The 25,292-nt window shown below is 67.8% G+C and carries 19 protein-coding genes and 3 pseudogenes; 7 read left to right on the forward strand and 15 right to left on the reverse strand.

What is annotated here, in order from left to right; all coding sequences use genetic code 11:
- Positions 1 to 13 precede the first annotated feature (13 nt).
- Positions 14 to 2,200: a Helicase associated domain protein gene (locus ACF07B_RS07130; RefSeq protein WP_392178074.1), complete on the forward strand. Its 2,187-nt coding sequence runs from the start codon at positions 14 to 16 to the stop codon at positions 2,198 to 2,200.
- Positions 2,201 to 2,516: 316 nt separating this feature from the next.
- Here the strand turns inward: ACF07B_RS07130 and ACF07B_RS07135 are convergent.
- The 3 genes and pseudogenes from ACF07B_RS07135 to ACF07B_RS07145 form a co-directional block, all read right to left on the reverse strand.
- A pseudogene (locus ACF07B_RS07135) lies at positions 2,517 to 2,663 on the reverse strand (XRE family transcriptional regulator); the annotation flags it as partial.
- Between the two features lie 199 nt (positions 2,664 to 2,862).
- Positions 2,863 to 4,758 (reverse strand): diguanylate cyclase domain-containing protein, encoded by a 1,896-nt coding sequence (locus ACF07B_RS07140; protein ID WP_392178075.1) that lies wholly within the window; start codon positions 4,756 to 4,758, stop codon positions 2,863 to 2,865.
- Between the two features lie 7 nt (positions 4,759 to 4,765).
- The gene (locus ACF07B_RS07145; protein WP_392178076.1) at positions 4,766 to 5,995 is read right to left on the reverse strand and encodes a hypothetical protein; all 1,230 of its coding nucleotides are present in this window, start codon (positions 5,993 to 5,995) and stop codon (positions 4,766 to 4,768) included.
- Positions 5,996 to 6,130: 135 nt separating this feature from the next.
- Between ACF07B_RS07145 and ACF07B_RS07150 the strand changes: the two genes are divergently transcribed.
- The 3 genes and pseudogenes from ACF07B_RS07150 (at position 6,131) to ACF07B_RS07160 (ending at position 7,604) form a co-directional block, all read left to right on the forward strand.
- Entirely contained in the window at positions 6,131 to 6,331 is a 201-nt protein-coding gene (locus ACF07B_RS07150) for a hypothetical protein (RefSeq protein ID WP_392178077.1), read from the forward strand.
- A gap of 182 nt (positions 6,332 to 6,513) precedes the next feature.
- Positions 6,514 to 6,762 (forward strand): hypothetical protein, encoded by a 249-nt coding sequence (locus ACF07B_RS07155; RefSeq protein ID WP_392178078.1) that lies wholly within the window; start codon positions 6,514 to 6,516, stop codon positions 6,760 to 6,762.
- 22 nt (positions 6,763 to 6,784) lie between these two features.
- Positions 6,785 to 7,604, forward strand: a pseudogene (locus ACF07B_RS07160) (IS5 family transposase).
- A 130-nt stretch (positions 7,605 to 7,734) separates the two neighbouring features.
- On the opposite strand, the gene tpg reads toward ACF07B_RS07160, so the two are convergent.
- Positions 7,735 to 8,292, reverse strand: coding sequence for a telomere-protecting terminal protein Tpg (gene tpg / locus ACF07B_RS07165; RefSeq protein WP_392178079.1), 558 nt, complete (start codon positions 8,290 to 8,292; stop codon positions 7,735 to 7,737).
- 15 nt (positions 8,293 to 8,307) lie between these two features.
- The gene (gene tap / locus ACF07B_RS07170; protein ID WP_392178080.1) at positions 8,308 to 10,557 is read right to left on the reverse strand and encodes a telomere-associated protein Tap; all 2,250 of its coding nucleotides are present in this window, start codon (positions 10,555 to 10,557) and stop codon (positions 8,308 to 8,310) included.
- Positions 10,558 to 10,939: 382 nt separating this feature from the next.
- On the opposite strand from tap, the gene ACF07B_RS07175 reads away from it, so the two are divergent.
- Both ACF07B_RS07175 and ACF07B_RS07180 read left to right on the forward strand, forming a co-directional pair.
- Positions 10,940 to 12,199 carry a transcriptional regulator gene (locus ACF07B_RS07175; protein ID WP_392178081.1) on the forward strand — a complete coding sequence of 420 codons (1,260 nt, stop codon included), beginning with the start codon at positions 10,940 to 10,942 and terminating at the stop codon, positions 12,197 to 12,199.
- 247 nt (positions 12,200 to 12,446) lie between these two features.
- Positions 12,447 to 13,106 carry a hypothetical protein gene (locus ACF07B_RS07180; RefSeq protein ID WP_392178082.1) on the forward strand — a complete coding sequence of 220 codons (660 nt, stop codon included), beginning with the start codon at positions 12,447 to 12,449 and terminating at the stop codon, positions 13,104 to 13,106.
- A 108-nt stretch (positions 13,107 to 13,214) separates the two neighbouring features.
- Here ACF07B_RS07180 and ACF07B_RS07185 read toward each other — a convergent pair whose 3' ends face one another.
- From ACF07B_RS07185 to ACF07B_RS07220, 8 genes are all read right to left on the reverse strand, one after another.
- A complete protein-coding gene (locus ACF07B_RS07185; protein ID WP_392178083.1) occupies positions 13,215 to 13,718 on the reverse strand; it encodes a (2Fe-2S)-binding protein in 504 nt (167 codons plus the stop codon).
- Positions 13,719 to 13,721: 3 nt separating this feature from the next.
- Positions 13,722 to 14,501 carry an FAD binding domain-containing protein gene (locus ACF07B_RS07190; RefSeq protein ID WP_392178084.1) on the reverse strand — a complete coding sequence of 260 codons (780 nt, stop codon included), beginning with the start codon at positions 14,499 to 14,501 and terminating at the stop codon, positions 13,722 to 13,724.
- The gene (locus ACF07B_RS07195) at positions 14,486 to 16,819 is read right to left on the reverse strand and encodes a xanthine dehydrogenase family protein molybdopterin-binding subunit (protein WP_392178085.1); all 2,334 of its coding nucleotides are present in this window, start codon (positions 16,817 to 16,819) and stop codon (positions 14,486 to 14,488) included. Before ACF07B_RS07195 ends, ACF07B_RS07190 begins: the two co-directional genes overlap by 16 nt.
- Before the next feature lie 74 nt (positions 16,820 to 16,893).
- Positions 16,894 to 18,162 (reverse strand): MFS transporter, encoded by a 1,269-nt coding sequence (locus ACF07B_RS07200; protein ID WP_392178086.1) that lies wholly within the window; start codon positions 18,160 to 18,162, stop codon positions 16,894 to 16,896.
- Entirely contained in the window at positions 18,146 to 18,538 is a 393-nt protein-coding gene (locus ACF07B_RS07205; protein WP_392178087.1) for an iron-sulfur cluster assembly scaffold protein, read from the reverse strand. Before ACF07B_RS07205 ends, ACF07B_RS07200 begins: the two co-directional genes overlap by 17 nt.
- A gap of 4 nt (positions 18,539 to 18,542) precedes the next feature.
- Positions 18,543 to 19,367, reverse strand: coding sequence for a class I SAM-dependent methyltransferase (locus ACF07B_RS07210; RefSeq protein WP_392178088.1), 825 nt, complete (start codon positions 19,365 to 19,367; stop codon positions 18,543 to 18,545).
- Complete coding sequence (locus tag ACF07B_RS07215; RefSeq protein WP_392178089.1) at positions 19,364 to 20,602, reverse strand: hypothetical protein; 1,239 nt, start codon at positions 20,600 to 20,602, stop codon at positions 19,364 to 19,366. Before ACF07B_RS07215 ends, ACF07B_RS07210 begins: the two co-directional genes overlap by 4 nt.
- 99 nt (positions 20,603 to 20,701) lie before the next feature.
- Positions 20,702 to 20,890: a hypothetical protein gene (locus ACF07B_RS07220; RefSeq protein ID WP_392178090.1), complete on the reverse strand. Its 189-nt coding sequence runs from the start codon at positions 20,888 to 20,890 to the stop codon at positions 20,702 to 20,704.
- 706 nt (positions 20,891 to 21,596) lie between these two features.
- Here ACF07B_RS07220 and ACF07B_RS07225 point away from each other — a divergent pair.
- A complete protein-coding gene (locus ACF07B_RS07225) occupies positions 21,597 to 22,817 on the forward strand; it encodes a helix-turn-helix domain-containing protein (RefSeq protein ID WP_392178091.1) in 1,221 nt (406 codons plus the stop codon).
- A gap of 98 nt (positions 22,818 to 22,915) precedes the next feature.
- Here ACF07B_RS07225 and ACF07B_RS07230 read toward each other — a convergent pair.
- Positions 22,916 to 23,544: pseudogene (locus ACF07B_RS07230) on the reverse strand (IS5 family transposase); the annotation flags it as partial.
- Positions 23,545 to 23,764: 220 nt separating this feature from the next.
- Complete coding sequence (locus ACF07B_RS07235; protein ID WP_392178092.1) at positions 23,765 to 25,117, reverse strand: FG-GAP-like repeat-containing protein; 1,353 nt, start codon at positions 25,115 to 25,117, stop codon at positions 23,765 to 23,767.
- Positions 25,118 to 25,292: the final 175 nt, after the last annotated feature.

Consider the following 25,292-nt stretch of genomic DNA (forward strand, 5'->3'; position numbering starts at 1 on the left):
GTCATGAAGATAGATGTGTCTCAACTACACGAATAACCGACACCAGCGCATGGCGGGCTTCGACCTCGCCATCGTGGACGAAGCCCACGGCACCGCCGGTGACCTCGGGCGACCTTGGGCGGCAATCCACGACAACCAGCGGATCCCCGCCGCCTTCCGGCTCTACCTCACCGCCACACCGCGCATTCTCGCCGCGCCCCGGCCGCAGAAGGGTGCGGACGGCGAGGTGGAGATCGCGAGCATGGCGGACAACCCGGACGGCACGTACGGCACGTGGCTCGCCGAACTCGGTCTGAGCGAGGCGATCGAGCGGGAGATCCTCGCCGGGTTCGAGATCGACGTGCTGGAGATCCGGGACCCCTCGCCGATCCTCGGAGAGTCGGATGAGGCGCGGCGCGGCCGGCGTCTGGCGCTCCTGCAGACCGCACTTTTGGAGCACGCGGCGGCGTACAACCTGCGTACGGTCATGACCTTCCACCAGAAGGTGGAAGAGGCCGCCGCCTTCGCGGACAAGCTCCCCGAGACCGCAGCCGAGCTGTACGCCAACGACGCCACGGGCGATGACCTGGCCGCTGCTGACAAGCTGCCGAAGTCCTCCATCGACGCGGAGTACTACGAACTCGAGGCCGGCCGCCACGTGCCGCCGGACCGAGTATGGGCGGCATGGCTGTGCGGCGACCACCTCGTCACCGAACGCCGAGAGGTCCTGCGCCAGTTCGCAGACGGCATCGACGCCGACAACAAGCGCGTGCACCGGGCGTTCCTGGCCAGCGTGCGGGTCCTGGGCGAGGGCGTCGACATCACCGGCGAGCGAGGAGTCGAAGCCGTCTGCTTCGCCGACACCCGCGGCTCGCAGGTGGAGATCGTGCAGAACATCGGCCGCGCGCTGCGGCTCAACAGGGACGGCTCCACGAAGGTGGCCAGGATCATCGTGCCGGTGTTCCTGGAGCCGGGCGAGGACCCGACCGACATGGTCGCCTCGGCCAGCTTCAAGCCGCTCGTGGCCGTGCTCCAGGGCCTGCGCTCGCACGATGAGCGCCTGGTCGAGCAGCTCGCCTCCCGCGCGCTCACCAGCGGCAAGCGCACAGTCCACGTGCAACGCGATGAGAACGGGCGGATCGTCGGGGCCAGCGGCGAGGGTGCCGGCGAGGACCAGGAGCAGGACGGCACCGAGTCGGCCCTGCTGCACTTCTCCTCTCCACGGGACGCCGCGACCATCGCCGCGTTCCTACGGACCCGGGTCTACCGGCCCGAGTCGCTGGTGTGGCTCGAGGGCTACCAAGCCCTGCTCCGATGGCGGAAGGAGAACGAAATCACCGGCGTCTACCCCGTGCCCTACGACGCCGAAGTCGAAGTCGGGGTCACCAAGGACTTCCCCCTCGGAAGGTGGGTGCACCAACAGCGCAAGGCCCTGCGGGCCGGGGAGCTGGAGGAACGGCGCAAGACGCTGCTCGACTTGCCGGAGGCCGGGATGGTCTGGGAACCGGGCGAGGAAGCCTGGGAGAACAAGCTCGCCGCGCTCCGCTCCTACCAGCGCGCCACCGGCCACCTCGCACCCCGCCAGGACGCGATCTGGGGCGAATGCGAGGCGATGATGCCCATCGGACAGCACATGGCCAACCTCCGAAGGAAAGGCGGCCTCGGGAAGGACCCCAAGCGCGCTGCGGTGCGGGCCGCGCAGCTGACGGCGATCGATGAAGACTGGAATTGCCCCTGGCCGCTGGACTGGCAACGCCACCACCGGGTGCTTGCCGACCTGGTCGACGCCGACGGCCACCTGCCCGACATCGCACCCGGCGTCACCTTCGACGGCGACGACATCGGACGATGGCTCGCACGGCAACGCGAGGCAAGCACCTGGAAACTGCTGTCAGAAGAGCAGCAGGAGCGGCTGACCAGGCTGGGTATCACGCCCGCTGAGACGTCGCCTCCCGCCCCCGCGGCCACACCATCGAAGGGCCGGAGCAAGGCACAACAGGCATTCCAACGCGGCCTGACCGCCCTCACGCAATGGGTAGAGAGGGAAGGCGCGGGTCGGCCTGTGCCCCGCGGCCACAGCGAGGAAATCACGGTCGACGGCGAGGCGGACCCGGTGGCCGTGAAGCTGGGCGTATGGATCTCCAACACCAAAACCCGGCGCAACAAACTCACCCAGGAGCAGCAGGACGCACTACGGGAACTCGGCCTCGACTGGGCCTGAGGCACGCGCTCCGCATCTTTTGGGCGACTAGGCCGCGCATCGCGTCGTAATCATTCTCGGATTCGCCCTGGTGGCGGGCGGAGTACGGGAGCGGTCCTGACCCCATTGGGCCGTACCCGTACTGCCGGATGGTGCAGGTCCGGTGAGCGGCTTTCAGTCTTCTCCAGCAGCCGGTCAATGCCCTCTGCCCAGGTCTGCAGGTCAGTGAGCTCCAGCAGCAAGCGCTCGATCTCAGCACACGCCACTTGCAGCCGACGGCCGTGACCCTCGATCTCCAAGAGAGACTGCGCCGATTCGATCTCGGCGCCTTCGGGCAGAAGCGGACTTCTTTGAGGCTTCCGGCGCGGCGGCCTCCGTCCTGGAAGTAGACCTCCCTGAGCGCTTCGGCCGCGATCTCCTTGAGCTCACGTTCGCTGGCGCCGGCCTCTTGGGCGTCGAAGAGGCGGGCGGCGTAGTGAGGCGGCCAAGGCCGGAATCGGCTTCGCCGATACGTCCAGGACCAGGCCGCCGACGCAGCTCGGCTTCTCGCCTGCTGCGTCGGGGGCACCGCATACTTGCCCGTTTCACATTCGGGGATCCAGCGCTTCCTCAAGGGTCACTTCGCCGCCACTCCGACGCCCGGCACGCCGTACGACTCCGTTTCCGTCCGACGCAACCTGCGCTCACGACGCGGCCCCACGGGCCGCCCGCAGGATGTCACCAGGAGCCGTCCCACACTGGGCCCATGCGATGCCGATACCTGCGTGCATGCGCACGGCCTGGTCGCCCAGGGGGATCGGCAGGTGGATCTGGGACTGCATCCACACCGCGGCGGTCTGCGCGTCAGCGGGGCCGAGTTCGGCGGCGAGGACGACGAACTCGTCACCGCCGTATCGGGCGACCGTGTCGCCGTCGCGTACGGCCTGACTGAGCCGCCGGGCGACCTCGACGAGGACGCCGTCCCCCGCGTCGTGCCCGAAACGGGTGTTGATCTCCTTGAAGTCGCGGAGGGCGAAGAAGATCACGGCCAGGCCACGGGGGTTGTCGCCCCCGGGCGCCCACACGTGGGGGTAGTGGGTCGCGGCCTGGTCTGCGTGGCCGAGGTAGGGGCCGTCGACTCCCTCCACGACGGTGTCGGTCCCAGCACAGAGCCGGGCGTCGATACGGGCGTGCAGCTCGGCGGAGTTCGGCAGGCCGGTGAGATCGTCGTGCGAAGCGCGGTGGGCGAGGTCGAACTCGCGGCGCTTGCGCTTCTCGATGTCCTCGATGTGAGTGAGCAGGAAGCGGGGGCCGTCGTTGGCGTCCGCGACCACGCTGTTGCGCATCGAGACCCACAGGTAGGTTCCGTCGCGGCGCCCGAGGCGCAGTTCCGCGTGCCCGCCCTCGGCGCCGGTGCGGAGCAGGGTGCCGATGTCCTCGGGGTGGACGAGGTCGGAGAACGTGTAGCGGCGCATGGCGGAGGCGGGTCGGCCGAGCATGCGGCACAGCGCGTCGTTCGTCCGGAGGATGTGGCCGTGGTGGTCGCCGCCCATCTCGGCGATGGCCATGCCGGAGGGGGCGTACTCGAAGGCCTGCCGGAAGCTCTCCTCGCTGGCGCGCAGGGCCTGTTGCTCCCGCTCCAGCCGGACAAGTGAGCGCTGCATATTGGCACGTAGACGCGCGTTGCTGATCGCGATGGCGGCCTGGAAGGCATACTCCTCCAGGTCCCGGCGCTCGTCCGGCCTGGGACGGCGACGGGTGAGGGGCCAGTCTACGGAGATCACACCGAGCAGCTCATCGCGAGAGGAACCGGAAGCACTCCGGTTGTACATGGGTGCGAAGAGGCGGTCGGCGGGGTGCCACTCGTCCTCGAAGCGGGGCGCGGGACCGTCGGTGTACCACTGCGGCACGTCGTCCTCCTCCAGGACCCAGCCCTCGGTGTGCGGTATGAACCGCAGGTCGCCCCAGGCCTCGCCCATCGTGAGCCGGCGCTCCCAGGACGTGCGGGAGCCGACGCGGCCGGTGATGAGGGCCTCGGCCGCGGAGTTGCCGGCGAGAGCGGCGACGACGAGATCGCCGTCGGGGCGTACGAGATTGACACACGCCAGCTCGTAGCCGAGCCCGGTGACCACACCGTCGGCGACGGTCTGCAGCGTGTCCGCCAAGCTGCGGGCGAGATGGAGACCCTGGACCGCGGCCTGCAGATTGTGACTCTTGTCGATGGCGAGCGCGCTGCGGAGGGCGAACTCGGCGGCGACCGACAGATCGGCTTCCTGGAAGGCTTGCCCGGAGGGGTGGCGCAGGAGGACCGCCGTGCCGATGATCCGCCTGCGACCGTGCAGGGGCACGAGGACGGTGTGGCCTCCGCCGGGTTCATGCCCCTCACCGAGCAGTTCCGACAGCGCGGCGCCGCCGACCGGCGAGTCGGTGGCGACCGGCAGTGCCCCGTTCAGTACTTCGAAGAGCGCGCTGCCGGGGCGTACCTCGCACAACGCGGCACCCCCTCCGGAGTGAAGCGGATACACCTGTTGCAGCCGCAGCACCAGCGGACCCAGGTGTCCTTCATCGCCCACCGGGATCGGGTCCCGCAGATAGACCATGACCGCATCAGCGACGGTAGGCACGACGGCCCGGCACAGCCGCGTCACGATGTCCTCCGGGTTCCTTCCCTCCGTGATCCGGCGGACCGCCTCGGACATATCGCCCTGGAGGTCGGCGACCGGAGACCATGGGGATTCGAGCGCGGGGGAAGGATGTCTCCTGGCTGGTCGGCGGGTTGTCCGGGGTTGTTCCGGACAACCCGAAGGCTTGTCGTCCCAGGTTCTGCCGAGCCTGTCCGGGCACGGAGACCCCGGCATCCGCCGCAGAAGCCGAGGCAGTCGAGGACGACGACCAGTAACCCACATCGTCGGCGGCCTGCTGAACGGCCTCGTGCCCCTCGTCAAGGGCGGCACGCGCCTTCTCCAGCGCACGGTCCACGTCGTTGAGCGCGGCATCGTCGGGGCTGAGCGCGTACAGATCGGGTCCGGACAGCAGCGGCTCCGGCTCCGGCTCCTGCGTCCGGGAGGGCCCGTCATCCTCCCCCATGCGGAGCCGCAACTCGGCCAGCTCCGCCTCCAGCTCGTGGATTCGCCGTGCCGCGTGGTCAGCGACCTGCTGGGCGATGCCCCGCTCCCGCTCGGCACGAACCAACTGTTCGCGTAGGTCCGTCTCCTGCCGTTGCGCCCGGGACAGAAGCTCCACCACCCCCTGGCCGCCCGGGAGTTCAGCCGCCACCGACTCCAGCGAGTCGAGCCGACGCCTCAGTTCGACGACCTTCGCCTGGGCCTGACCGAGCATGACGAACAGCACCGTGGCGATTGACAGGGCCTGTTGCCGCCCGTGCTCGCCGGCCTCGTAGGCCTGCCGGACGCGCTGCATCTCCTGGAGAACCTCGATGGTGCGGTCCTTGGCCTCCAGCAACTCCCGGGCGGGCACACGTTCCTGCGCCTCCGTGATCGCTGTGGGGTTCGTCCCCGCCCGGTCCCACAGCGTCCTCGCCTCTGCGAGGCGTCGCAGGGAAGGGTCGGCCTGCTCGTGAGGAAAACACACGTCGGCCACGGCCTCGACGAGATCCCACTTCAGCGACTCACCGGACAGCTGGTCACGCAACCGGCGTAACTCGGGCACCGCCTTGGCGACGAAGTGCTCGGCAGTGAGCCGTGCGTGCAACTCCCCAACGGAAACCCCCGATTCGTCGAGCCAGGACCGCACCACCGCCACCAGCTGGTTGATCTCGACGCACGAGCCCCGGGCCAGTCCCCAGGGCCGCCCCGCCCGCTTCCTCTCGCCGGCCACTCGTTCTCCCCCATGGTTTGTTCACCGGACAACCCCCTGTTGTCACCGGAGAAACATCCAACCGTCCCACCTGCGGTGCCGCCCGGGGATCGTCGTAATTCGTCATCGACACCACACGACTCAGGCGGTGCCCTCATGAAACACACCTTCCCGGCGTTCCTGCTCCTCGCGCTGGCGGTGGCCGTCCTCTTTTCCGTCGTCACCGCGGCGATCGCCTTCGCCCTCGCCCGCTGGGAGGGAGCCGCGGTGCCGACGGCCCTGTCCCGCTGCGGCATCGCGTTCGCCGCGAGCCTCACCCTGTGCCTGGCCGTCTTCGCGGCGCTGGACCGGACGTAGCGGAGAGGAACAGGAGACAGACGGCCGACGGCACTTTCGCAACACGCCCTCTGAGTGTGTTGGTCGGGTAGCCCGAGCCCCTTGCTGGGCTCGGGCTACCCGACCAACGCATCTAGGCTGTCTCTTTCGGATCTTGGTTCGGAGGAGCCCGTTCGCCGCCTGCCCGCACATATATTGGCGAGGTGGACGAAGCCGAAGCGAGCGGTCAGGTGTGGAGGGACGAGGTTCGCGTGCGTCCGACGGCTGAGCAGGATCGGGACGCGCTGGCACGGCTTGTCGAGGTGGACGCGGACCCCTTCGAAGTCGAGTTGTACGAGCGCGCGGCTGATCCTCAAGTGCTTTCGATCGATCGCGCTCAGAGGTCGCGGGCCGGGCAGTACGCCAGGCATGTGCGACGGTTTCGAGAGCGTGAACAGCGCCAAGGCAGTTGAGCAGTAGCCTTCCGATCGTCTGATCGTTGGTCCGGGTGTGTCGTTGACTGACGCCCAGTGGGTACGCATCGAGCCGTTGCTGCCGGACCGGACACCTCGGCGGGGTGGGCGGTGGCGTGATCACCGGCAGGTGATCGACGCGATCGCATTCAAGTACCGCACCGGGAGCCCCTGGATGGACCTTCCCAAACGCTTCGGTTCGTGGAAGGGCGTCTACAACCTGTTCACCACCCTGCTCGCCCAAGCCGACACTGACGGCGACCTCGACTGGGTCGTCGCCGTCGACTCCACCGTCGTCCGCGCCCACCAGCACGCGGCTGGGGCCCGCCCAAAGGGGCCCCAGCCGACGAGCCTGACCACCATGCCCTCGGACGCTCGCGCGGCGGCCTGACAACCAAGATCCACCTCGCCGCCGACAGCCGCTGCCGGCCCTTGGCTTTCGTCCTCACCCCGGGCCAGTCCGGTGACGCACCCGCGTTTGAGACGTCATGGCAGGCATCCGGGTGCCCAGACCACTCGGCAGACCACGAACGACACCGGACGTGATCCTGGCCGACAAGGCGTACTCGTCCCGCGCGATCCGCACCCATCTGCGTCGCCGCGGGATCCGGGCGGTGATCCCGCAGCCAGCCGACCAGGCCGCGAACCGTAAGGGGCTCGGCAACCGCGGCGGACGGCCTCCGGCCTTCGACCGCGCCGCTTACAAGCAGCGAAACACCGTCGAGCGCTGCATCAACAAGCTCAAGCAATGGCGCGGCCTGGCTACCCGCTACGACAAGACCGCCACCATCTACCTCGCCGCACTCCACGTCGCAGCCATCTTCATCTGGTCAGCAGGGTGATCCAGAAGAAGCGGTCTAGCCGAGGGCCGGCAGCGGTGTCTTGGCTATGCCTGAACTGGCTGCGAGAACCGCTTGCGGACGAGTCCGAACGAGGTGCGGGGACTCACAGGCTGTTCGTGTTCGGCACGGGCTACAGGTCGAACTCGAGGTGCTCCACATCGGTGAAGCGGACCTCCTCCAGACTGCCAGCGCGGCGGCCGCCGTCCTGGAAGTACACCTCCTTGAGCGCTTCGGCCGCGATCTCCTGGAGCTCGTGCTCGCTGGCGCCAGCTTCTTGAGCGTTGAAGAGGCGGGCAGCGTACTGCGGGGGCAGGGCGACGGTCAGGTGCCGGATGCGGTCCTGGTCGGTGGATCCGATCGGTGCGGTGTAGCCCATGCGGGCGCGGGCGTCGATGACGATGCCGCCTGTACTCGCCGCCTTAGCCCTGGCCTTGGCCCGAATCTGGGGCTGCCAGCGGGCTTTCACCTCGCGTTCCAGGCGTGCGGCGAGGTCCGGGCGGGGCTTTTTGATCTGGTCTTTCACGTACCGTTCGACGGTGCGCTGGGAGATCCGCAGCATCTGGGCGACCGCCTTGGTGCCGCCCAACTGCTTGACCAGGTAGCGCATCTGCGCGGGTGCGGTCTTGGGCGCCGGTCGGGTGAACGCCTTCTCTACTGCGGCGTCCAGGCCGTCCCCGAACATGCTCATCGCCTGCCTACTCCCCTATTCGCCGTTGTCGGCGTCGGTGACGGTGCCGTCCTTGATGTACCGGGCGAGGTTGAGCTCCGGTGCGTCGAACCGTTCGCGGACCTCTTCACCCCACAGGACGGGCTGGGTGCCCTCGTGCTTGACCAGGCCGGGGTTGATGCCGAGCTTGAAGCCGCCGGGCAGCGGCTTGCCGTCCCGGTAAGGCAGGAAGTCCAGCGGCGACGGCCCGTCGGACGCGTAGACGACGCAGTCGGACAGGACCGCGACCGGGTACTGGCCGGTGAACGCCGCATGCTTGACGATCTTGCGGTGCAGGTTGATCCGGGTGCGGGAGATGACCGCCGCACGGATGTCCGGCCGCCACGTCGGACGCGACAGCGCACGCCACGGCTCGCCCGGCCGCCAGCCCTCCCCGCGCGGGCGCTCGCGCAGCTTGCCCAGGCCGCCCTTCACCGTCGCCTTGATGGCCGAGACGACGATCGCCAGCTCCGGATCCCGGTCCTTGTAGCCGTCCATCGCCATCAGGAAGTCGGCCGGCGACAGGTCGGCGCCGATGCCGAGGTCGGCCATCGTGGCGAGGTAGGCGTCGCGCAGCCGGTTGTACCAGCCGTCCAGGTAGCGGCCGTTCTCGTACCGCACGTTGGCCTCGACCGGCGCGACGTCGTAGCCGAGTTCCGCCGCGTAGGCGACAGTCGGGGTCGCGTACCAGGCCGGGCCCTGGGGCCGGTCGCCTTTCGGGGTGAACGGGCTGGGCAGCAGACTCGCGTCCAGCTCTGCCCACTTGTCCTTGCCGACCTTCACCCTCGACAGGTCCACATGGCTGAGGTCGACCAGCCAGGAGCCGGGCAGCTTCGCGTCGAACACCGGCGCCGTGACGTGCGTGGGCGCGCCGAGGCCGACGGTCAGGCCGTTGGCGCCGGCGGCGAAGGCCATGTTGACGTCGATGCCGACCAGGTGCCGCTGCATGCATTCGGCGTCGGTGAGCGGCCGCGCCCAGTCGTAGGCCTCCTCGAACAGCTTCTCCGCCGGTCCCCGGACATGGAAGCGCGGCAGGTCCTTGAGGAGGGGGTGGCCGTCGGGGGCCTCGCACGGCGCCGGGTCGACCGGGTCCCTGCCCAGGCTGCCGGGGTTGTGTTCGGGGTGCCGCTTGCCGTCGGCGTCCGGGTCGGAGGCCCGGGTCGGCGGGTGCAGCGCGGTCATCAGCTCCAGGCCGGTCACGGCAGTGGATCCGCGGGGCGTCATCACCCGGGAGGCGAACATGCCCAGGACGCGGGCGAGTTCGGCTGGCGGGAGCTGCCCCACCTCGCCCCAGTGCCGGGTGCCCAGCGCGTGCCAGGACGGAATGCACAGTTGCACGCACTGGCGGTCCGAGCCCTGCGCGGGGCGGTAGATCCGCGCCCACGGCCCGAACCCGCGCTTGGTCAGCTGCCACTCCGCGCGCACCAGTTGCCTGACGACCTTGTGGTTCTCCGGGATCCGTCCGGCGAGGCGCTCGTCGTCGGCGAGGGTGACGGGCAGGCCGTAGCGCTCCAGCGCGGCTTTGGTGAGGACGAGCAGCGGGTCGCCGTCCTTGCCCGGCCCGGCCAGCCTCGACTGACCGAGCTTCGCTTCCTTCAGCGTCCAGTCCACCAGGGACGGCAGGGACTTGGCGGACACGTCCAGGATCAGGCCGCCGGTGCAGTACGCCAGCGCCTGCCCGTCGGCGTCGACGTCGACGACCGCCAGCGGCCCGTTCTCGAACCGCGGGTCGGTATCCGCGGCCGGACTGCCGGCCGGGGCCGCCTTCCGTACGGCCGGACGACGCGACGTCGACGGCGGCCCGGCGGTGCGCGACGAACGCGGCGCGGCCTGCGAAGCAGCAGCGGGGGCAATAGGGGTCTGGGGGTGCTCGGTTGCGGTCCTGGCCGCAACCTCGGGTGCCGGACCGGTGGACACAGGACGCGCCTGCGCCGAAGCGGGCGGCACCGGGGCGGGCGCAGCAGTGACAGAGGTGGGCGCCGGGGCGGCCGGCTCCTCCAGGGCGGGGTAGAGCTCCGCGAGCTGCCGCAGCATCCGCGCATACGCCTCACGCTCCGCACCCCGAGGCTCGGTCGGCTTCGTCAACGACTCCCAGCCCGACACCGTCGCCCGGCGCACCTGCAACGCGGCAGCAACCTCCTCCAACGTCAGGCCATGCGCGGTACGCAGCCGCTTACGCTCAACCGCAGGCGGCAACGGCGAGCGAGACGCAACCAACGCATCAACCGCATCGAACAACTCGGACATGCAGCACCTCCAGAGAACCACCCTACCCCCGACAACCGTACAGACTGCGTACATTTACCGTACGAGTTGCGCACGAAGTACGTCCGAAGGGGTCCTCAAAGCTAAACAAACCCGGAATGATCTCGAAGCTTGGTCGCCATGCTCGGCAACGAACGCGCACCACCCGACCCCCGGCCCTGCCTCTTCATAGAGAACCGGCCCGAGAAGCGAGCTGAGTTGCGGATGTTCGGATGCAGAGCGGCCGCATTGACCCCCGACCCTTGGGCGCTGCGAGCGACGGGCGCAGATTATGGACGATCTCCGATTGTTGCCCCAAGAGACTCGGTGACTGGGATCATGCCTGCGAGAACGAGTGGCGTGGGTGCCCTCAGGGGGGAGCGCTATGAGCGGTAGTGAAATACTTCAAGGCATCGGCGCGTTGGCGAGCGTTGCGGGGATCGCCGGCGGCTACTACGCCTGGCGCGCTCTGGACGATACGAATGTGAAAACGTCGCAGGATCGCTTCCGAGTGGTGAGAGCCGATTCTCGAGAGGCCCTCAGCCGGATCGCCAACATAGCCGCTGACCTCCACACTGCTGCAATGCCGCAGCTAGAGCGAATCGGCGGCAGCGCGGTATTGACAACTCCGTCGATGCGACCATCTGTTCCGCTGCCAATCAACCGGGTTCGTCTGCTCTGGGAAGACGCCGAACCACCAGAAGACCGTGCTCTACGGGCCGCTGCTCGAAGAGTGTTGCCGCGACGTACCCGGTGGAGCAAGTACTCCGGATACGCTGAGGCGCTCGACGCTCTGATGCGGCCGAGTCTCTTTGAGAACCGGCCGGCATTCCGCCTGCTCCATGCAGACTGGCAGCACCCAGATGGCCCGGTGTTGTCGTTCGGACCAGGACAGTACTTCGATCTCGTGGACCAGGGGGAGGCTCTCCTTCATGAACTGGTCCGCGCTGCCGGGAAGGGAACGGCAGTACCTCCCCTTCGCCGATTGCCCCTGAGGGCTCTGCTGATGTCAGATCCCCTCTCCCTGCCACGACGCGGCGCTATTCCCTCGATCGGCACTCTCACTGTCCGGCGCACAGGCCCCGGACAGGGCACGTTCTTCCTCATTTACCGTACGTCTGGGCAGGTCGCGACAGGTGAAGAGACCTACAATGTCATTCCCGGTGGAATATTCCAGCCCGCGTCTCTTTCACCTCTTGGCCACCGACGGGATCTGGACCTGTGGCGAAACATCATGCGGGAGTTCAACGAAGAACTGCTCGGCGCCCCGGAAGCAACTGGTGCAGGCGGCTCGGAGGTCGACTATGACACGCCTCCCTACAGCGACCTCAATTCAGCCATGGCCGACAACCGCTTGCAAGTATGGAACTTCGGCATGGGTATCGAGGCGCACAACCTCGTTCCCTGTCTCCTGACCGCCGCGGTATTTGATGCCAGCACCTTCGACACACTTTTTGCCTCGATGGTCGAGCGCACCAATGAAGGCGTCCTTATCAGCGGACCGCGTGGTAGCACTGTCTCGGGCCTGCCGCTGGAAGCAGACACGGTCCGCGACCTTCTCGTCTCACCCCGAATGTCCCCCATACCGGCCGCACTGCTCCACTTGGCCCTGCAACACCGCGAGGTGCTCCTCGGCAGTACCTAAAACGGTGTCCTACATGGTGAGTTTGAGGCGTCGCTTGTAGCAGCAGAGGGCTGCGGCGAGTCCGAGAAACGCCAGGTAGGACACCATTTAACAGGGCCAGGCGTGGCGCCGGCACCGCGGACCGGGCCGGGCCGGGCCGAGCACAGCGCCACCCAGCGCAGGCTGCTGCTCCTGCTGCTCGATAAGCGGGACGAGGTGTCCCACCTGGACCCACCCTCGCGCAGATTCCGCTGGCGATGTGGCTGTGGTGGGACGACGACGTGCCACCCGACAGGCCCAGCGAGCCTGGCTGACGTGGGTGGGCCGAGGCCAGCGCAGCAAGGACGTGGCGCGGGAGGGCGCTCTCGGCCTTCTGCGGCAGGTCGGCCACCGGCTGGCGACGCCGACGGCCCGGACCCGGTTCGTGCGGATCATCATGGAACTGGGTGGAGGCGGCACGGCGCTGACGGCCTGCGGACGCGCCGAGCTTGTCGACGTCGTGCGGGACGTGATGGAGCCGGACAGCGTGTTCGCCACCAGCGGCCTGACGTGGGCGATCGGGCCCGCTCAGATTCCCGTGACCGTCGAAACGGTCGTGGGCTACACCGAAGCCGTCACCGCTGCTCTGCGCCACACCCTTGAGGGGAACGTGGACGGCGCCCTGCTGGAAAGGGCACGGGCCACACACCGGGCCTCGATGTCCGACTACCTCGCACAGCGCGGCGAACTCGCCGCGAGCGCCGGCAAGTTGCACAGCCTCTTCCGCGAGCCCGACCTGCAGGAACAGTTCGATCAGGCGGGCCGGCAACTGCTGCTCACCCTCGGCCTGGAGATGACCCAGCGCCGCGCACGTCAGCGCCCTCGTGACCCCGTCGGCCGCTCGACCGCAGGCGGTACGGCTTCGCCACCGGGCGGGCGACGGGAGTGACGCGGGTTCGTGACCGTCCACGAAGCTCCGGGCGCAGGTCGTCGTGCGCGGAGGCTTCCATGAGGCGGCGAGTCTCGTCCCAGGTGGTGCCGCCGGCGAAGCGCAGGGTCAGGCCGTGGACTCTTCCTCGTCCACTACATCGCCAGCGCCCGCAGCGGTTGCAGGGGCCAGGCTGCGTATGGCGCGGAGGATCGCGGGGTAGCCCACGCACCGGCAGACGTTGCCTCGCAGTCCCTGACGAACGTCGTCCTCGGTGAGCTCTTTCTCCTCCGCGAGAAGGCTGCGGACTGCAATGACCATGCCTGGGGCGCAGAATCCGCACTGGGTTGCGTGCGAGTCGATGAAAGCCTGTTGGATGGCGCTGAGCAGCGGGTCGTGCTGTGCGGATCGGACGGTCGCCACCGAGCATCCGTCTGCCTGTCCCGCAGTGACCGTGCAGGACCTGACTGACTGCCCGTCCAGGAGAACTGTGCACGAGCCGCACGAGGCAGTGACGCAGCCGGACTTGACGCTCTTCTCGCGAGTGTGATCACGTAGAAACTCGATCAGCCGCTGCGATCCCTCGACGTCGGCGTGGCACTGATTTCCGTCAACTTCCATGGTGATGTGCACCGCTTACCATCCTGCCTGTTTCAGTGCTCGGTCGGTCAGAACTGCTGCCAACTGTCTGCGGTAGTCAAGAGGCGTTCGCGGTGGCCCGCCCGGCGTGATGAGGTCTGGTACCAGTGCGATCGCGTGTGTCCGGTCCCCTGTGGCGGCCAGGGCGGCTTCTGCGGCGGCGGCGCGCAGCGGGGCGCAGGGGGCATCCACGATGGTGATGCGGCCCTGTGCGGTCGCCGCGATCATGTCGGGGCGGCCCCAGCTGCGCCGGGTGAGCTTGGCGTATCCCCACCGGCCACCTGGGCAGGGGATACGGATGTCTGTGACGATCTCGGCCGCAGGGCGTGTCGGGCGGTCTCTGCGGCTGAGGAACTGTTTCATCGTTACGGTTTCGGCGCCGGTGGGAGTGCGGACGCCGATGACGGCGTCCAAGGTGACTGCGGCTGCCACAAGCTCACCGTCCGGTACCCCGCACAGGGCGCCGCCCAGGGTGGCTTGGTGACGCAGTTGCGGATCGCCCATGCCTGCGGCGCAGTGAGCGAGGAGCGGTGCGTGTTCTGCCACCAGGGCGGAGCGGGCCAGCCGGTCGAGCCGCACCAGCGGCCCCAGGACCAGTTCGCCGTTCTCCGTGTGGAGTTGCCGCAGTGCGTCGAGGCGGCCGATATCCACCAGCAGGCGGGGCTGGGGCCGTTGCAGGAGGACCGTCTGGCCGCCAGCGACCAGCACCGCGCCTTCGCTGTCGCGCAGGAGTTCCAGGGCGTGCCCGACGGACGCCGCTCTCACGTATTGCTGCACCGGTTCTCCTGGCGTGTCGCGTCGGTCGCGTGGTCTTCGTTCAGCCAGGCCCAAACACGTTCAGGGCGCAGGGGCAGGTCCCTGACCCGCCTTCCTGCGGGACCCAGTGCGTCCGCGACCGCGTTGGCCACGGCGGCCGGGGCGGCGGGCATGCCCGCTTCTCCCACGCCCTTGACCTGCAGCGGGTTGTCCGAGGCGGGGTACTCGATGATGTGCACGTCGATGGGGGGCATGGTGTCGAGGCGCATGACGTCGTAGTCCCCCAGGCACCTGGTTGTCAGGAGGCCGTTGTCGTCGTAGACCACCTCCTCGCCGAGGGCTGCTGCGATGCCCTGCCCGGCAGCTCCCGCTATCTGTGCTTCCACAATCGCCGGGTTGACGGCACGTCCGGCGTCGTTGAAGGTCACGTACTGCAGCACGCGGACCTTGCCTGTGGCGGAGTCCACCGCGACGACGGCTGCCGCGGCACCGAAGGTGTAGCCGGGCATCGGCTTTTCGAATCGGCCAAAGCCCGAACAGTTCGTGGAAGCGAGCGTGTGGTGGAGGTCCGGACGGCCGGCGGCGGTGATGCTGCCATGGGTGATAGCCACGTCCGGGACGGCCAGCCCCCACAGGGCCGCCGCTGCGGCTGCCGCCTTGGCCTTGAAATCGTCGGCAGCCAGGCGGATCGCGTTGCCGCCCATCACCGTGGTCCTGCTTCCGAAGGCGCCGAAGCCCTGGGGGATGCTTGCGGTGTCGTGAAATTCGACCGAGACAAGGCTGATGGGGACGCCGAGTTCGTCGGCGGCGATCTGCGCCAAGGCGGTTTCTACGCCCTGCCCCACGGAGGAGACACCAACGCGGACGAGGAATCGGCCCCTGTCGGTGGAGATGTCAGCCTGCTCCCACGGCCCTACGCCCTCCATCTCCAGGAACGCGGCGACCCCCAGGCCGACACGCCAGTGCTGGCCCAGGGACATGGTGGACGTGGCCGCCCGGGCCCGAGTGGCCTCCTCCGTAAGGCGGGTGAAAACACGGGGGTAGTCGGCATCGGCGCAGGGTATGGGCGGCAGCCGTAGGAGGTATTCCCTGCCTTCACCTGCCGTCAGCGGGACGAACGCCGTCGGCAGGTCTTGTGAGGGCACCAGGTTGTCCGCTCGCAGGGCCATCGGATCCATGCCGAGCCGCTGGGCCAGCAGGTCCAGGCAGCGTTCCCGCGCGAAGGTGGCTTCAGTGACGCCGGGTCCCCGGTACACGCCGGTCGGGGTCTTGTTGGTCATTACGCTGGTGGCCCGCACCTCCACTGCGGACCAGCGGTAGGGGCCGGCTGCCTGGGATCCGGTCAGGTAGTGCAGGTGGTTGCCTCCGGGCTTGACGAACGCGCCCAGATCGCAGACGTAGCGGTCGCGCATGGCCAGCAGTGCGCCTTCCTCGGTAGCCGCGATGTCCACGTGGTGGCGCTGGTCCCGGGCGTGGTTGGTGCTGCGGAAGTGCTCCTCGCGATCCTCAGTCCATTTGAGGGGGCGGCCCAGACGCGTGGCCAGCCACGCGAGGAGGTAGTCCTCGGGATAGAGCTCACCGCGTACCCCGAAGCTGCCGCCGGTGGCCACTTCGACCAGTCGCACCCGCTCCTCGGGGACCTTGAGCCATGCAGCCAGGCGTGCCCGGTTGGCGTGCTTGTTCTTGGCTGCTCCCCACATCGTCAGGCAGGCCGTGTCCTGGTCGAACTCCGCGACAAGACCGCGCACTTCCAGCGGTGACGCTGTCTGGCGATGAAACGAGAACGTTCCGCTGACGACGACGGGTGCCTGCGCGAAGATCTCGTCGATGTCGGCATCAGGGTCGAGTCCGTAGAAGGACACAGTTCGGGAAGCCACGTTCGAGACGCCCCTGTGCAGCCGGACCGTGTCCGTCGCCGCCAGGTCGGCGTCCATCACGGCCGGCAGGGTCTCGATCGCGAACTCGAGTTCGGCGGCTGCGGCGACGGCCGCCGCCCTGGTCTGGGCCACGACCGCTGCGACGGGCTGCCCGTGGTAGAGCACCTTGCCGCGGGCCAGGACGGGATGCGACGTGGGGGCATGGCCGTCTCCCGCCACGTATGCCTGCAGCGGCATGGGAGCAGCGGGCAGGTCGTCGGCGGTGAAGACGGCCACCAGCCCAGGGGTCCTGGGCGTGTGGTCGGCGTACGCGGCGGTGAGCCTGCCGTGGGCCGTCGGGCTGCGGGCGACGGCCACCCACAGCATGCCGGGGCGGTCGATGTCGTCGATGAACTCGGCCGTGCCCGAGAGCAGAGCCTGCGCATTCGCCCGGGCGATGGGTTTGCCGGTGTAGGGGTCCATGAAACCTCTTGTCCGTGCTGCGTTCTTTGGAGGGAGAACACCGGGCTGGCCGAAGTGGGCAGGCCGATGCCCCGCTATGCGGGTGCCTTCTCCCCGGCAGCGCGCTGCACTGGGGCGGTGGACAGTGGCCGTATGGCTGTGGCGGCGATGACGGCGCCGACGGCGACGAGGCCGTAGAGCGCGGTGTCCGAGTGCGTCACCAGAATGATGCCGATCGAAGGGCCGATGAACTGGCCCAGGGAGTGGGCAGAAGCCACGAGTGAGCCTGTCCGCCGACGCAGTTCGGTGTCCTGCGTCTTCAGGAGGGAGGGCACGGCCGGGCTGAAGAAGCACTCACCGAACGCCAGAGTCAGCGTGCCGAGGACGATCGCCGTGCCGTGCAGCAAAGGGGGCGCGGTCTGGCTGGCCCAGAGGATCGCGGCGCCTGCCGTCCACGCGGCGGCCAGGGCACGGATGGAGTTCAGGCCGCCGAGCCTCGTCGACAGGCGGGAGACCGGCATCTGGAGGGCAACGGTGCTCAGGGCGAACGCGGAGAAGAGGTAGCCGGCCATCGAGGGCGCCATGTCGCCATGCCGAGTGAGCTGCAGGGGCAGGACCGCTTCGAACTGGACCAGACCGGCCGCGACGATGCAGAAGTACCCGGCGACGAGCCCGGTCAGCCGGCCGTTCCAGCGGTGGGGTGTGGCGTGTTCCTTCTCGGTCCTTTGGGTGCCGGGTGCCGGGACGGGGCCGCTGGGCGGGACCGCCATGGTGAGGATGAGTGCGAAGACCACGAAGGTCGCGGAATTGGCGAGGAGCAGCACTTTGATGCCTCCGGATCCCAGCCAGGAGACCGTCGCGCCTCCGATCACCCCGCCGAGCATCATGCCGACGTTGCCGAGCAAATATCTCAGTGAGAAGGCGTACGAGTGCGCTGCTTCGTCGACCACCTCCATCTGAAGGTTGATGCGCACGGAGAAGAAGAGGGCGTTTCCCACGCCGATGGCTGCGGCGCACAGGAAGACCTGCCACTGCACGGCGGACAGAGCCATCAGCGTCCACCCTGCGGCCTGGGCCCAGCATCCGGCGATCGCCGGCAGCCGGCTTCCCAGACGCTGCTCCAGCGGACTGGCGAGCACCCTCTGGGTGACGACGTCGACGACGGAGATGATGGCCAGCACACCGACGGCGCCGACCGAGCCGCCATGTACGCCCAGCAGGAAGATGGCGAAATAGGGCATGGCGAGCCCGGAGCCCAGGGCGCTGACGGAGTTGCCGAGGACGAAGAGTCTGGCCGGCCTGGTCAGGGCGGGGACGTTGTCGGGCCTGTGCCACAGCTTCGTCAGGTTACGGACTGGGCTCATCGGTTTCCCTGCCGGGGTCGAGGTTGTGCAGGATGGTCAGGCCGAGCAGGGTGCACTTCGGTCGGCTGTGAACGATGTCGCTGCCCAGGATCTGTGTGAAGAAGGACAAGTCCAGCGCTGTCACATCGCTCCACGTGCGGCTCTCCACGTGTTCGAGCAGCAGGGACGTACAGGCCCTGGACAGGGCGCAGCCGGTAGCGTGAAAGCTGACCTGGGACAGCGTTCCGGCAGTGTCGTCGACGTAGATGATCTGCTCGTCACCGCAGCCGGGCGAAGCGCCGGTCCGATGTCTGGCCCGGTGCAGCATGCCCCAGTGGCGTGGGTGCTTGAAGTGGTCTGACAGGACAGCCTGTATCTCCCAGTTCGCCGCCGGCATGGGGCTAGACCGCCCGCGCGATGTACTGCAGACGCCGGCTGGAGGTGTCGCTGCGGGTGAGCGGGTTGGTGAAGTCCCCGACTACGGCTTCGATCTCGAAACCCGATGCCTCCAGGATCTGGCGCATCTCCGTGCTGGTGTAGAGGCGGAGCCGGTGGAAGTAGTTACGCACCTCGCCTCCCGGGTTCCATACGGTGAGCCAGCCGTCCCGGACGCCGGCATGAAGGTCCAGAGAGTAGTGCATGAGGTAGTAGTGGCCGCCGACCTCGACCCACGAGCGGTTCAAAAACCCTGAGATCATCTGTTCGCGGTGGGGCTGGTCCAGGATGACGTGACCACCGGTGCGCACGTGTGCTCGCACTGACTGAAGCAGACGCAGGTTCTCGGCGTCGGAGTGATAGCCGAACGAGGTCAGCATGAACAGCGCCAGGTCGAAGGTGCGCCCGAGCGAGAGCTCGCGGGCGTCCGTATGCAGGACCTGGGCGAAGGCTTTGTGTTCCTTCACGGCGTGCTCGGCCAGTTCGACGTTGCGGACGCTGACGTCCACTCCCACGATGTCGTACCCGGCGAGAGCGAGGGGAACGAGATGCCGGCCTCGGCCGCAGCCCACGTCGAGGACGCTGCGCGCCTGCCAGCTCTCCAGGTTCCCGGAGAGGAAAGACAGTTCTGAGTCGATCACCCCGGCGGACGAGCACGAAAAGTCCGACAACCTCCAGTAGTCGTCCTCGAAGTAGGTCCGGTAGCCGTCAGGTTGCACCTCGAAGTTGAGGGTGGGCTGCTGGACCTCAGCGGCGCGGACCGGCGTCGGCGTCCTCATGGTCGTGCTCACTTCAGCAGCCCAAGCTTCTCGAAGACGCGGCACAGCTCGCACACGGTCTCGTCAGGATCCGAGGCGCCCGCGCCGACGGAGAACGTCATCTGGCAGTTCTCGCAGTCCTTCTGCACCGGCAGCTGAAGGAAATTCTCCACGAGGCGCTGGTGCCCTTCGAACAGCTGGAATCCTGCGCCCGGCAGGATGGTCTCCAACGTGTCGACGATCATGTAGTGGATGTCGCGGGCCAACTCGCCGCGTTCGAAGGCGACCGGGCTGCCCTGCTTGTTGTTGGTGGGGAAGAGCGCTTCCAGATAGAGGGTGAGTTCCTTCTTGCCGATCGGCCACAGCGGGTACACCATCTCGATCGGGCCCTGCTGCTTGCTGTAGCTGCCGCCGAAGGGGAACCCGACGAACATGCTCTTGATGATCGACGTGCAGATGTCCTCGCGCATCAGCCCGAAGGCGATCTTCTCGATGCCCATGCGTCGGGCGGTGCGCTCGATCGAACACCGCATCATGGAGTGCACGGACGCGATGGAGTAGGAGGCGTCGTACTTGTACTTGACGTCCGACAGTGCCTGCTTCGGCGATACCGCGAGATTGTAGAACCCCTGGACTTCGTCGTCGTGCACAAGGGTCAGCGGGTGCCCGAACTGCTTGGCCATCGATTCCGCGAAGGAGGTGTCGAGCGGCTTGGAGAACGTGGTGACGTGGACGGTCTGGAGATCGAAATCGGGCAGTCGGGGCGCGGTCCTGCTGAGGAAGTAGCCGAGCGCCAGGCTGTCCTTGCCGCCGGACACCGCGAGGAGGACTCTGTCGTCGGGTGTGATCAGTCCCTTGCTGTGGACGCCGTCGATGAAGAGCTGCTCCACGTACTGGACGTATTCCTCGCGATTGAACGCCACCTGGGTGGAGTCGTAGTCGCCTTCACCGCTGTGCATGAAGTGGCGCTTGGTGTAGTAGGCGTCGTCCCGGCTTTGCCAGCTGCCGGACGCCAGCTCGGTGTCCCACAGACGGGTGAGGGAGAGGAAGTCGGGCAGGTGGTAGGCGCGCACCATCTCAATCCGGTAGTCCGCGGTCGCGTCGATCCGCTCCTGCCAGTCGTCGACGACTGCGCCGTCGCGGCGGACGATGACCGCGTCGACGGGGATGTGGTTCCTGGCGAGCGTGGAGTGGATGTATTCCCCCGGCTCTGCCATGAGCTCGAACTGCCGGTCCAGACGGTCCGCGAAAATGATGGTCTTCGGCATGTCTTCTCTCCCGATGAGTGTGGGGCCCACGCTGGGCGGCCTGCCGCACTGCGAGGAGTGCGGCAGGCCGGTACTGCGAGTGGCTGCTCTAGGCCGGCGTCAGCAGTGCGCGACGATGTCGCAGGTGTTGGCGCAGAAAAACTTCTCGCGGCCGAGGTTGTCGGCGTTGTTCGCCATGATGTCCAGCAGCGAGCTCGCGCTGCGGTCGACGGCCGTCAGGAGCGTCGGGTGAAGGACGTTCTCCACCTTCGACAGGTCGCCGATCCGAACCTGCGTGGCGAGACCCATAGGGAACCTCCATTGTGAGTAGCGTCCCGGGACTTCCGGGGCGCGAAGGCTTCAGATTCCGCGGACGGTTTCGCTGTTGCTCGTGAAACCGTCCGCCGTTCCCGGAAGCCGGGTGGGAGCCCGGCAACCTGGCCGTGGCGTACGTCCCCGCCTGCACAGTGCGGGCGGTAACGGAACCGGTGCGGATGGCCTTTTGAGGCAGGGGCGTGTCGGGCTGCGTGCGCCTGCGCCGACCTGGTCCACCAGCGGGTAACTACTTCGTCCGGTCCCGGATGGCCGGGCTGACAAGCATTGAACCTAAGCAGCATGACAAGACTTGTCAACAAGTTGCCAAGCTTGACGAACTGATCTACGTTCGCTTCCACCTGCCGGGAACTGCTGGCAGGAGGGGCCAAGGCGCCGCCGTGCCGGCATAGCGGGACGCCCCTTTCTCGATGCACCACCAAGGGGGAACCACCTGTGAACTTCTTCTTGCGCACCACCCTCACCGTCGCTGCGGCGTGCCTCGCTCTCGCCTGCTGTCCGGTCGCCGATGTGCACGAAGACCACCCGGTACAGAGCTCCGAAAGCGCCCCTTTGTCGGAGATCGAATGGCCGTAGGCATGGGCAGGAGATGCGGACCGCTACGACGGTTTGACTTTTAAGGCAATGATTTGCCAAAATGACGCCTGGGGGTGAACGATTCAACCGCAGACAGGGACAAAACATGTTGGCCCAGCCGTCATTCGGCCGGAGATTGCGCCAGCTCCGGCAGCAGCGACACAAAACGCAGGCAGACCTGGCAGGCCCGGGCATGTCGGCCGCATACCTGTCGCGGCTGGAGTCCGGCTCACGGCCGCCGACGGAGCGTGCCGTGGACTATCTCGCGCAGCGCCTGGAAGTTCCCGTCACGGCGTTCCACGCCAGCCATCCCACTGACCTGGTCGATGTTCTGGCAGAAGTCCTCGTCTCATCCGGAAACGGGGAGTTTCAGCGCCAGCGCCTTCAGGAAGCCTTGAACCACGAGAAGCCGTGCGACCCGGCGCTACGGTGGCAGGCGCACGCTCAGCTGGCCCGGCTGCTGGGCGAGGAAGGCGACCGCGAAGCCGAGCTGGAGGTCCTGACGGCCCTCAACGCGCTCAGTGACGAGGTGGGAAACCCATCGATCCGCCTCCATTCCCGGCTGCGCCTCGCCCGATGCCTGCGCGCCCTCGGACGTGCCCAACCTGCCCGAACTGCCGCGCAGGAAGGCATGGCAATAGCTTCCAACGCCTCGGTAACAGGCCACGACACGGTCCGATGCCGACTGCTCCTCGCCTCGGTCGCCGCAGAGCTCGGCGACCTGGCCGAGGCCTCCCGGCTGAGCACCGAGGTGTGCGAGGAACTGGAGACCGAAACCGGCTCTCTCGCCGCGGAAGCCTTCTGGACGGCGGCCACGGTTTCGACGCGGCAGGGGAACCACACCCGGTCCACGGCACTCCTCGAGCATGCTCTGGAGGTGCTCGACAGCCGGAACGATCTCACCCTGTGGATGAGGCTGCGGCTGGCCGCTGCAGCACTCGCACTCCGCGCCATGCCCGCGAACCTGGAGCGCGCGGAAGCCTACCTGGACCAGGTGCAGCCCGCCCTGAACCTGATCGGGAAAGTCCTTCATCTGCACGAGTACGCCTTCCTGCGCGCACAACTCGCCTACGCCAAGGGAGACATCAAGCTTGCGGCAGACCTCTGTGAGCAGGCGCAGCAGACGAACGCACAGCTGACCTTCCGGGACCGCGTACGGCTGCAGATGCTCCAGGAACAGATCAACGTCAGACAATCCGACCCTGAGGCCGGCACCCGGCTACGCAACCTGGCCATCGAAGCCGAGAGCCGCGGCATGCTCGACCTCGCCGCCGAGGTGTGGCGGGCCGCCGCCCAGGCCCCGCTCATCCAAGCAAACCCACACTGAGGCTCCCCGTCGTTCGGGAGGCACTGATCAGCCGGGCAGAGCGGGTTGACGGGGATTCAAAGAGCGTTTTGTCCCGGCGAGGTTGTTTGGTTCGAGGTTCAGGTGTCGCGCCAGTTCGGGGTGGATTCGCGGGTGAGTCTGCGGCTTATGAGGTCGATCATCGCGACGTGGATTATGGCTTCGGAGCGGTGGGGGTGGGTTTCGTAGTCGCGGGCCAGGCGGCGGTGGTGCATGAGCCAGCCGAAGGTCCGCTCGACGACCCAGCGCCGCGGGATCACCTTGAAGCCTTTGACGCCCGGCTCGCGTTGGACGACTTCCACGTCGATGCCGAGGCGGGCACCGTGGTCGATGACTTTGGTGCGGTAGCCGGTGTCGGCCCATGCTTTGGTCACGCGAGGTGAGTGGCGGCGATGTGGGACATCAGGTGTATGCCTCCGACGTTGTCGGAGACACTCGCCGCGGTGACCCAGACAGCCAGGAGCAGGCCGAGGGTGTCGACCCTGATGTGGCGCTTGCGGCCTGCGGTTTTCTTGCCGGCATCGATACCCTGGCCGGCCGCGGGCACGTTCGCGGAGGTCTTGACGCTCTGCGCGTCCAGCACGCAGGCGGTTGGCTCGCCGCCGCGGCCTTCGGCCTCCCGCACCAGGCGACGCAGGAGGCCGTTGAGTTGGTCGAGGACGCCTTCCTTTTGCCAGGCGGTGAAGTAGCCGTAGACCGTTCGACGCGGGGATTCCCGGACAGCGCACTGATCCGGACAGCTCCGAGTTCGTCCAGCCCACCCACGTGCCCCGCCCCCATGACGCCCGGTTACGCGCACGCCTGACCGCCGCGGTGACCGAACCGGAACGTGGGCGTGAGGGCATGAGCCCCAGAACGCGGCGGTGCCCCGATCACCCAAGGTGATCGGGGCACCGCCGCATTGCCGTCCGGGTAGCTACTCCGCCGCGCTACTCGAAGGAGAGGGTGCCCTGGCCGGGCTGGCCGAGGTAGTTCTGCCAGCCGGAGGAGAGCGGCTGGTTGGCGCCGAAACTGGTGCCGGAGCCGAGGTGGGTGGCGACGGTTCCGTCGGTGCCCTGGATGACCAGGTCGGCCTTGCCGTCGCCGTTGACGTCGGGGAAGGTCAGGCGGCCCTGGCCGGGCTGGCCGAGGTAGTTCTGCCAGCCGGAGGAGAGCGGCTGGTTGGCGCCGAAACTGGTGCCGGAGCCGAGGTGGGTGGCGACGGTTCCGTCGGTGCCCTGGATGACCAGGTCGGCCTTGCCGTCGCCGTTGACGTCGGGGAAGGTCAGGCGGCCCTGGCCGGGCTGGCCGAGGTAGTTCTGCCAGCCGGAGGAGAGCGGCTGGTTGGCGCCGAAACTGGTGCCGGAGCCGTTGTTGAAGTGGACGCCGATGGTTCCGTCGGTGCCCTGGACCAGGAGATCCTTGTTGCCGTCGCCGTTGATGTCGGCGTAGTACAGGCGGCCCTGACCGGCGCCGCCCAGGTAGTTCTGCCAGCCCGCGCTGACCGTGGTGCTGGCACCGAAGCTCGTCCCCGAACCCGGACGGAGCCCGATCGTCCCGTCGGTGCTCAACACCATCAGATCGGCCTTGCCGTCACCCGTGACGTCCGCGCGATTGTTGGTGTCCTGGATGTTGTCGTAGCGGCGGGGGCTGAAGGTGCCGTGACCGCTGTAGTAGGGGTAGGGGATGCTGTGGTGGACGGCGCCGCTGCTGCCGGACTCCTCCAGCGCGTCGTACGTGGAGTGATCGGAGCTGGTCCATCCGTTGAAGATGACCACATGGCCGCTGGCGCCCGAGTCGGGGTTGAGGAGGACGTCACCCGGCTTGAGGGACTCCTTGGCTATGGAAGAGGTGTAGTTCAGCAGGGTGCCGGTGGTCTCGCCCCAGTTGTTCCCGCTGGAGGAGTCCAGGTGCCAGGCCATGGAGACGAAGCCGGAGCAGTCGGTGCGGTACTTGCCGTTGGCGTCGGTGCGGTAGCTGGTCATGCTGTACGGCACGCCTGCGTCGACCCACGACTGGGCCCGGGCAATGACGTCCGCCCTGCTGATGCTGCCCCCTGCCGAGGAATCCGCGGTCAAAGTGGCGAAGGCGCCGACCGGCCTGGGTGCGGCGGCCAACTGCGCCGCTGAGGCGGTCGTCGGGTTGGGCACCGTCGGGGTGAAGTGGGTCAGTAAGCCCGAGTTCGCCGTACTGGACGCGTCGGCGGACGGCGCCGGGGTGTCGGCGACGGCCTGCCCCAGCGTCATGGCGGTGACCGCGCCGACGACTGCGACGGACAGGGTGAGACGCTTGATCATGTTCATGACATACTCCTGATGAGGTTTGTAGCGCAGGGGTTCTCCGGGTCCGGAGAACCAGGAGCTGAACTGTGAAGAGGGCGAGCGGGATCGCTGTCGCACGGGCGCGACGATCTGGCGGCGCAGTTCGTGGGAGTCAATAGGGCGGCGACGCGGGCGCCTGCCTTCTGAGTGACGTCGG

Source organism: Streptomyces sp. NPDC015532 (genome assembly GCF_043078065.1).
GTDB lineage: Bacteria > Actinomycetota > Actinomycetes > Streptomycetales > Streptomycetaceae > Streptomyces.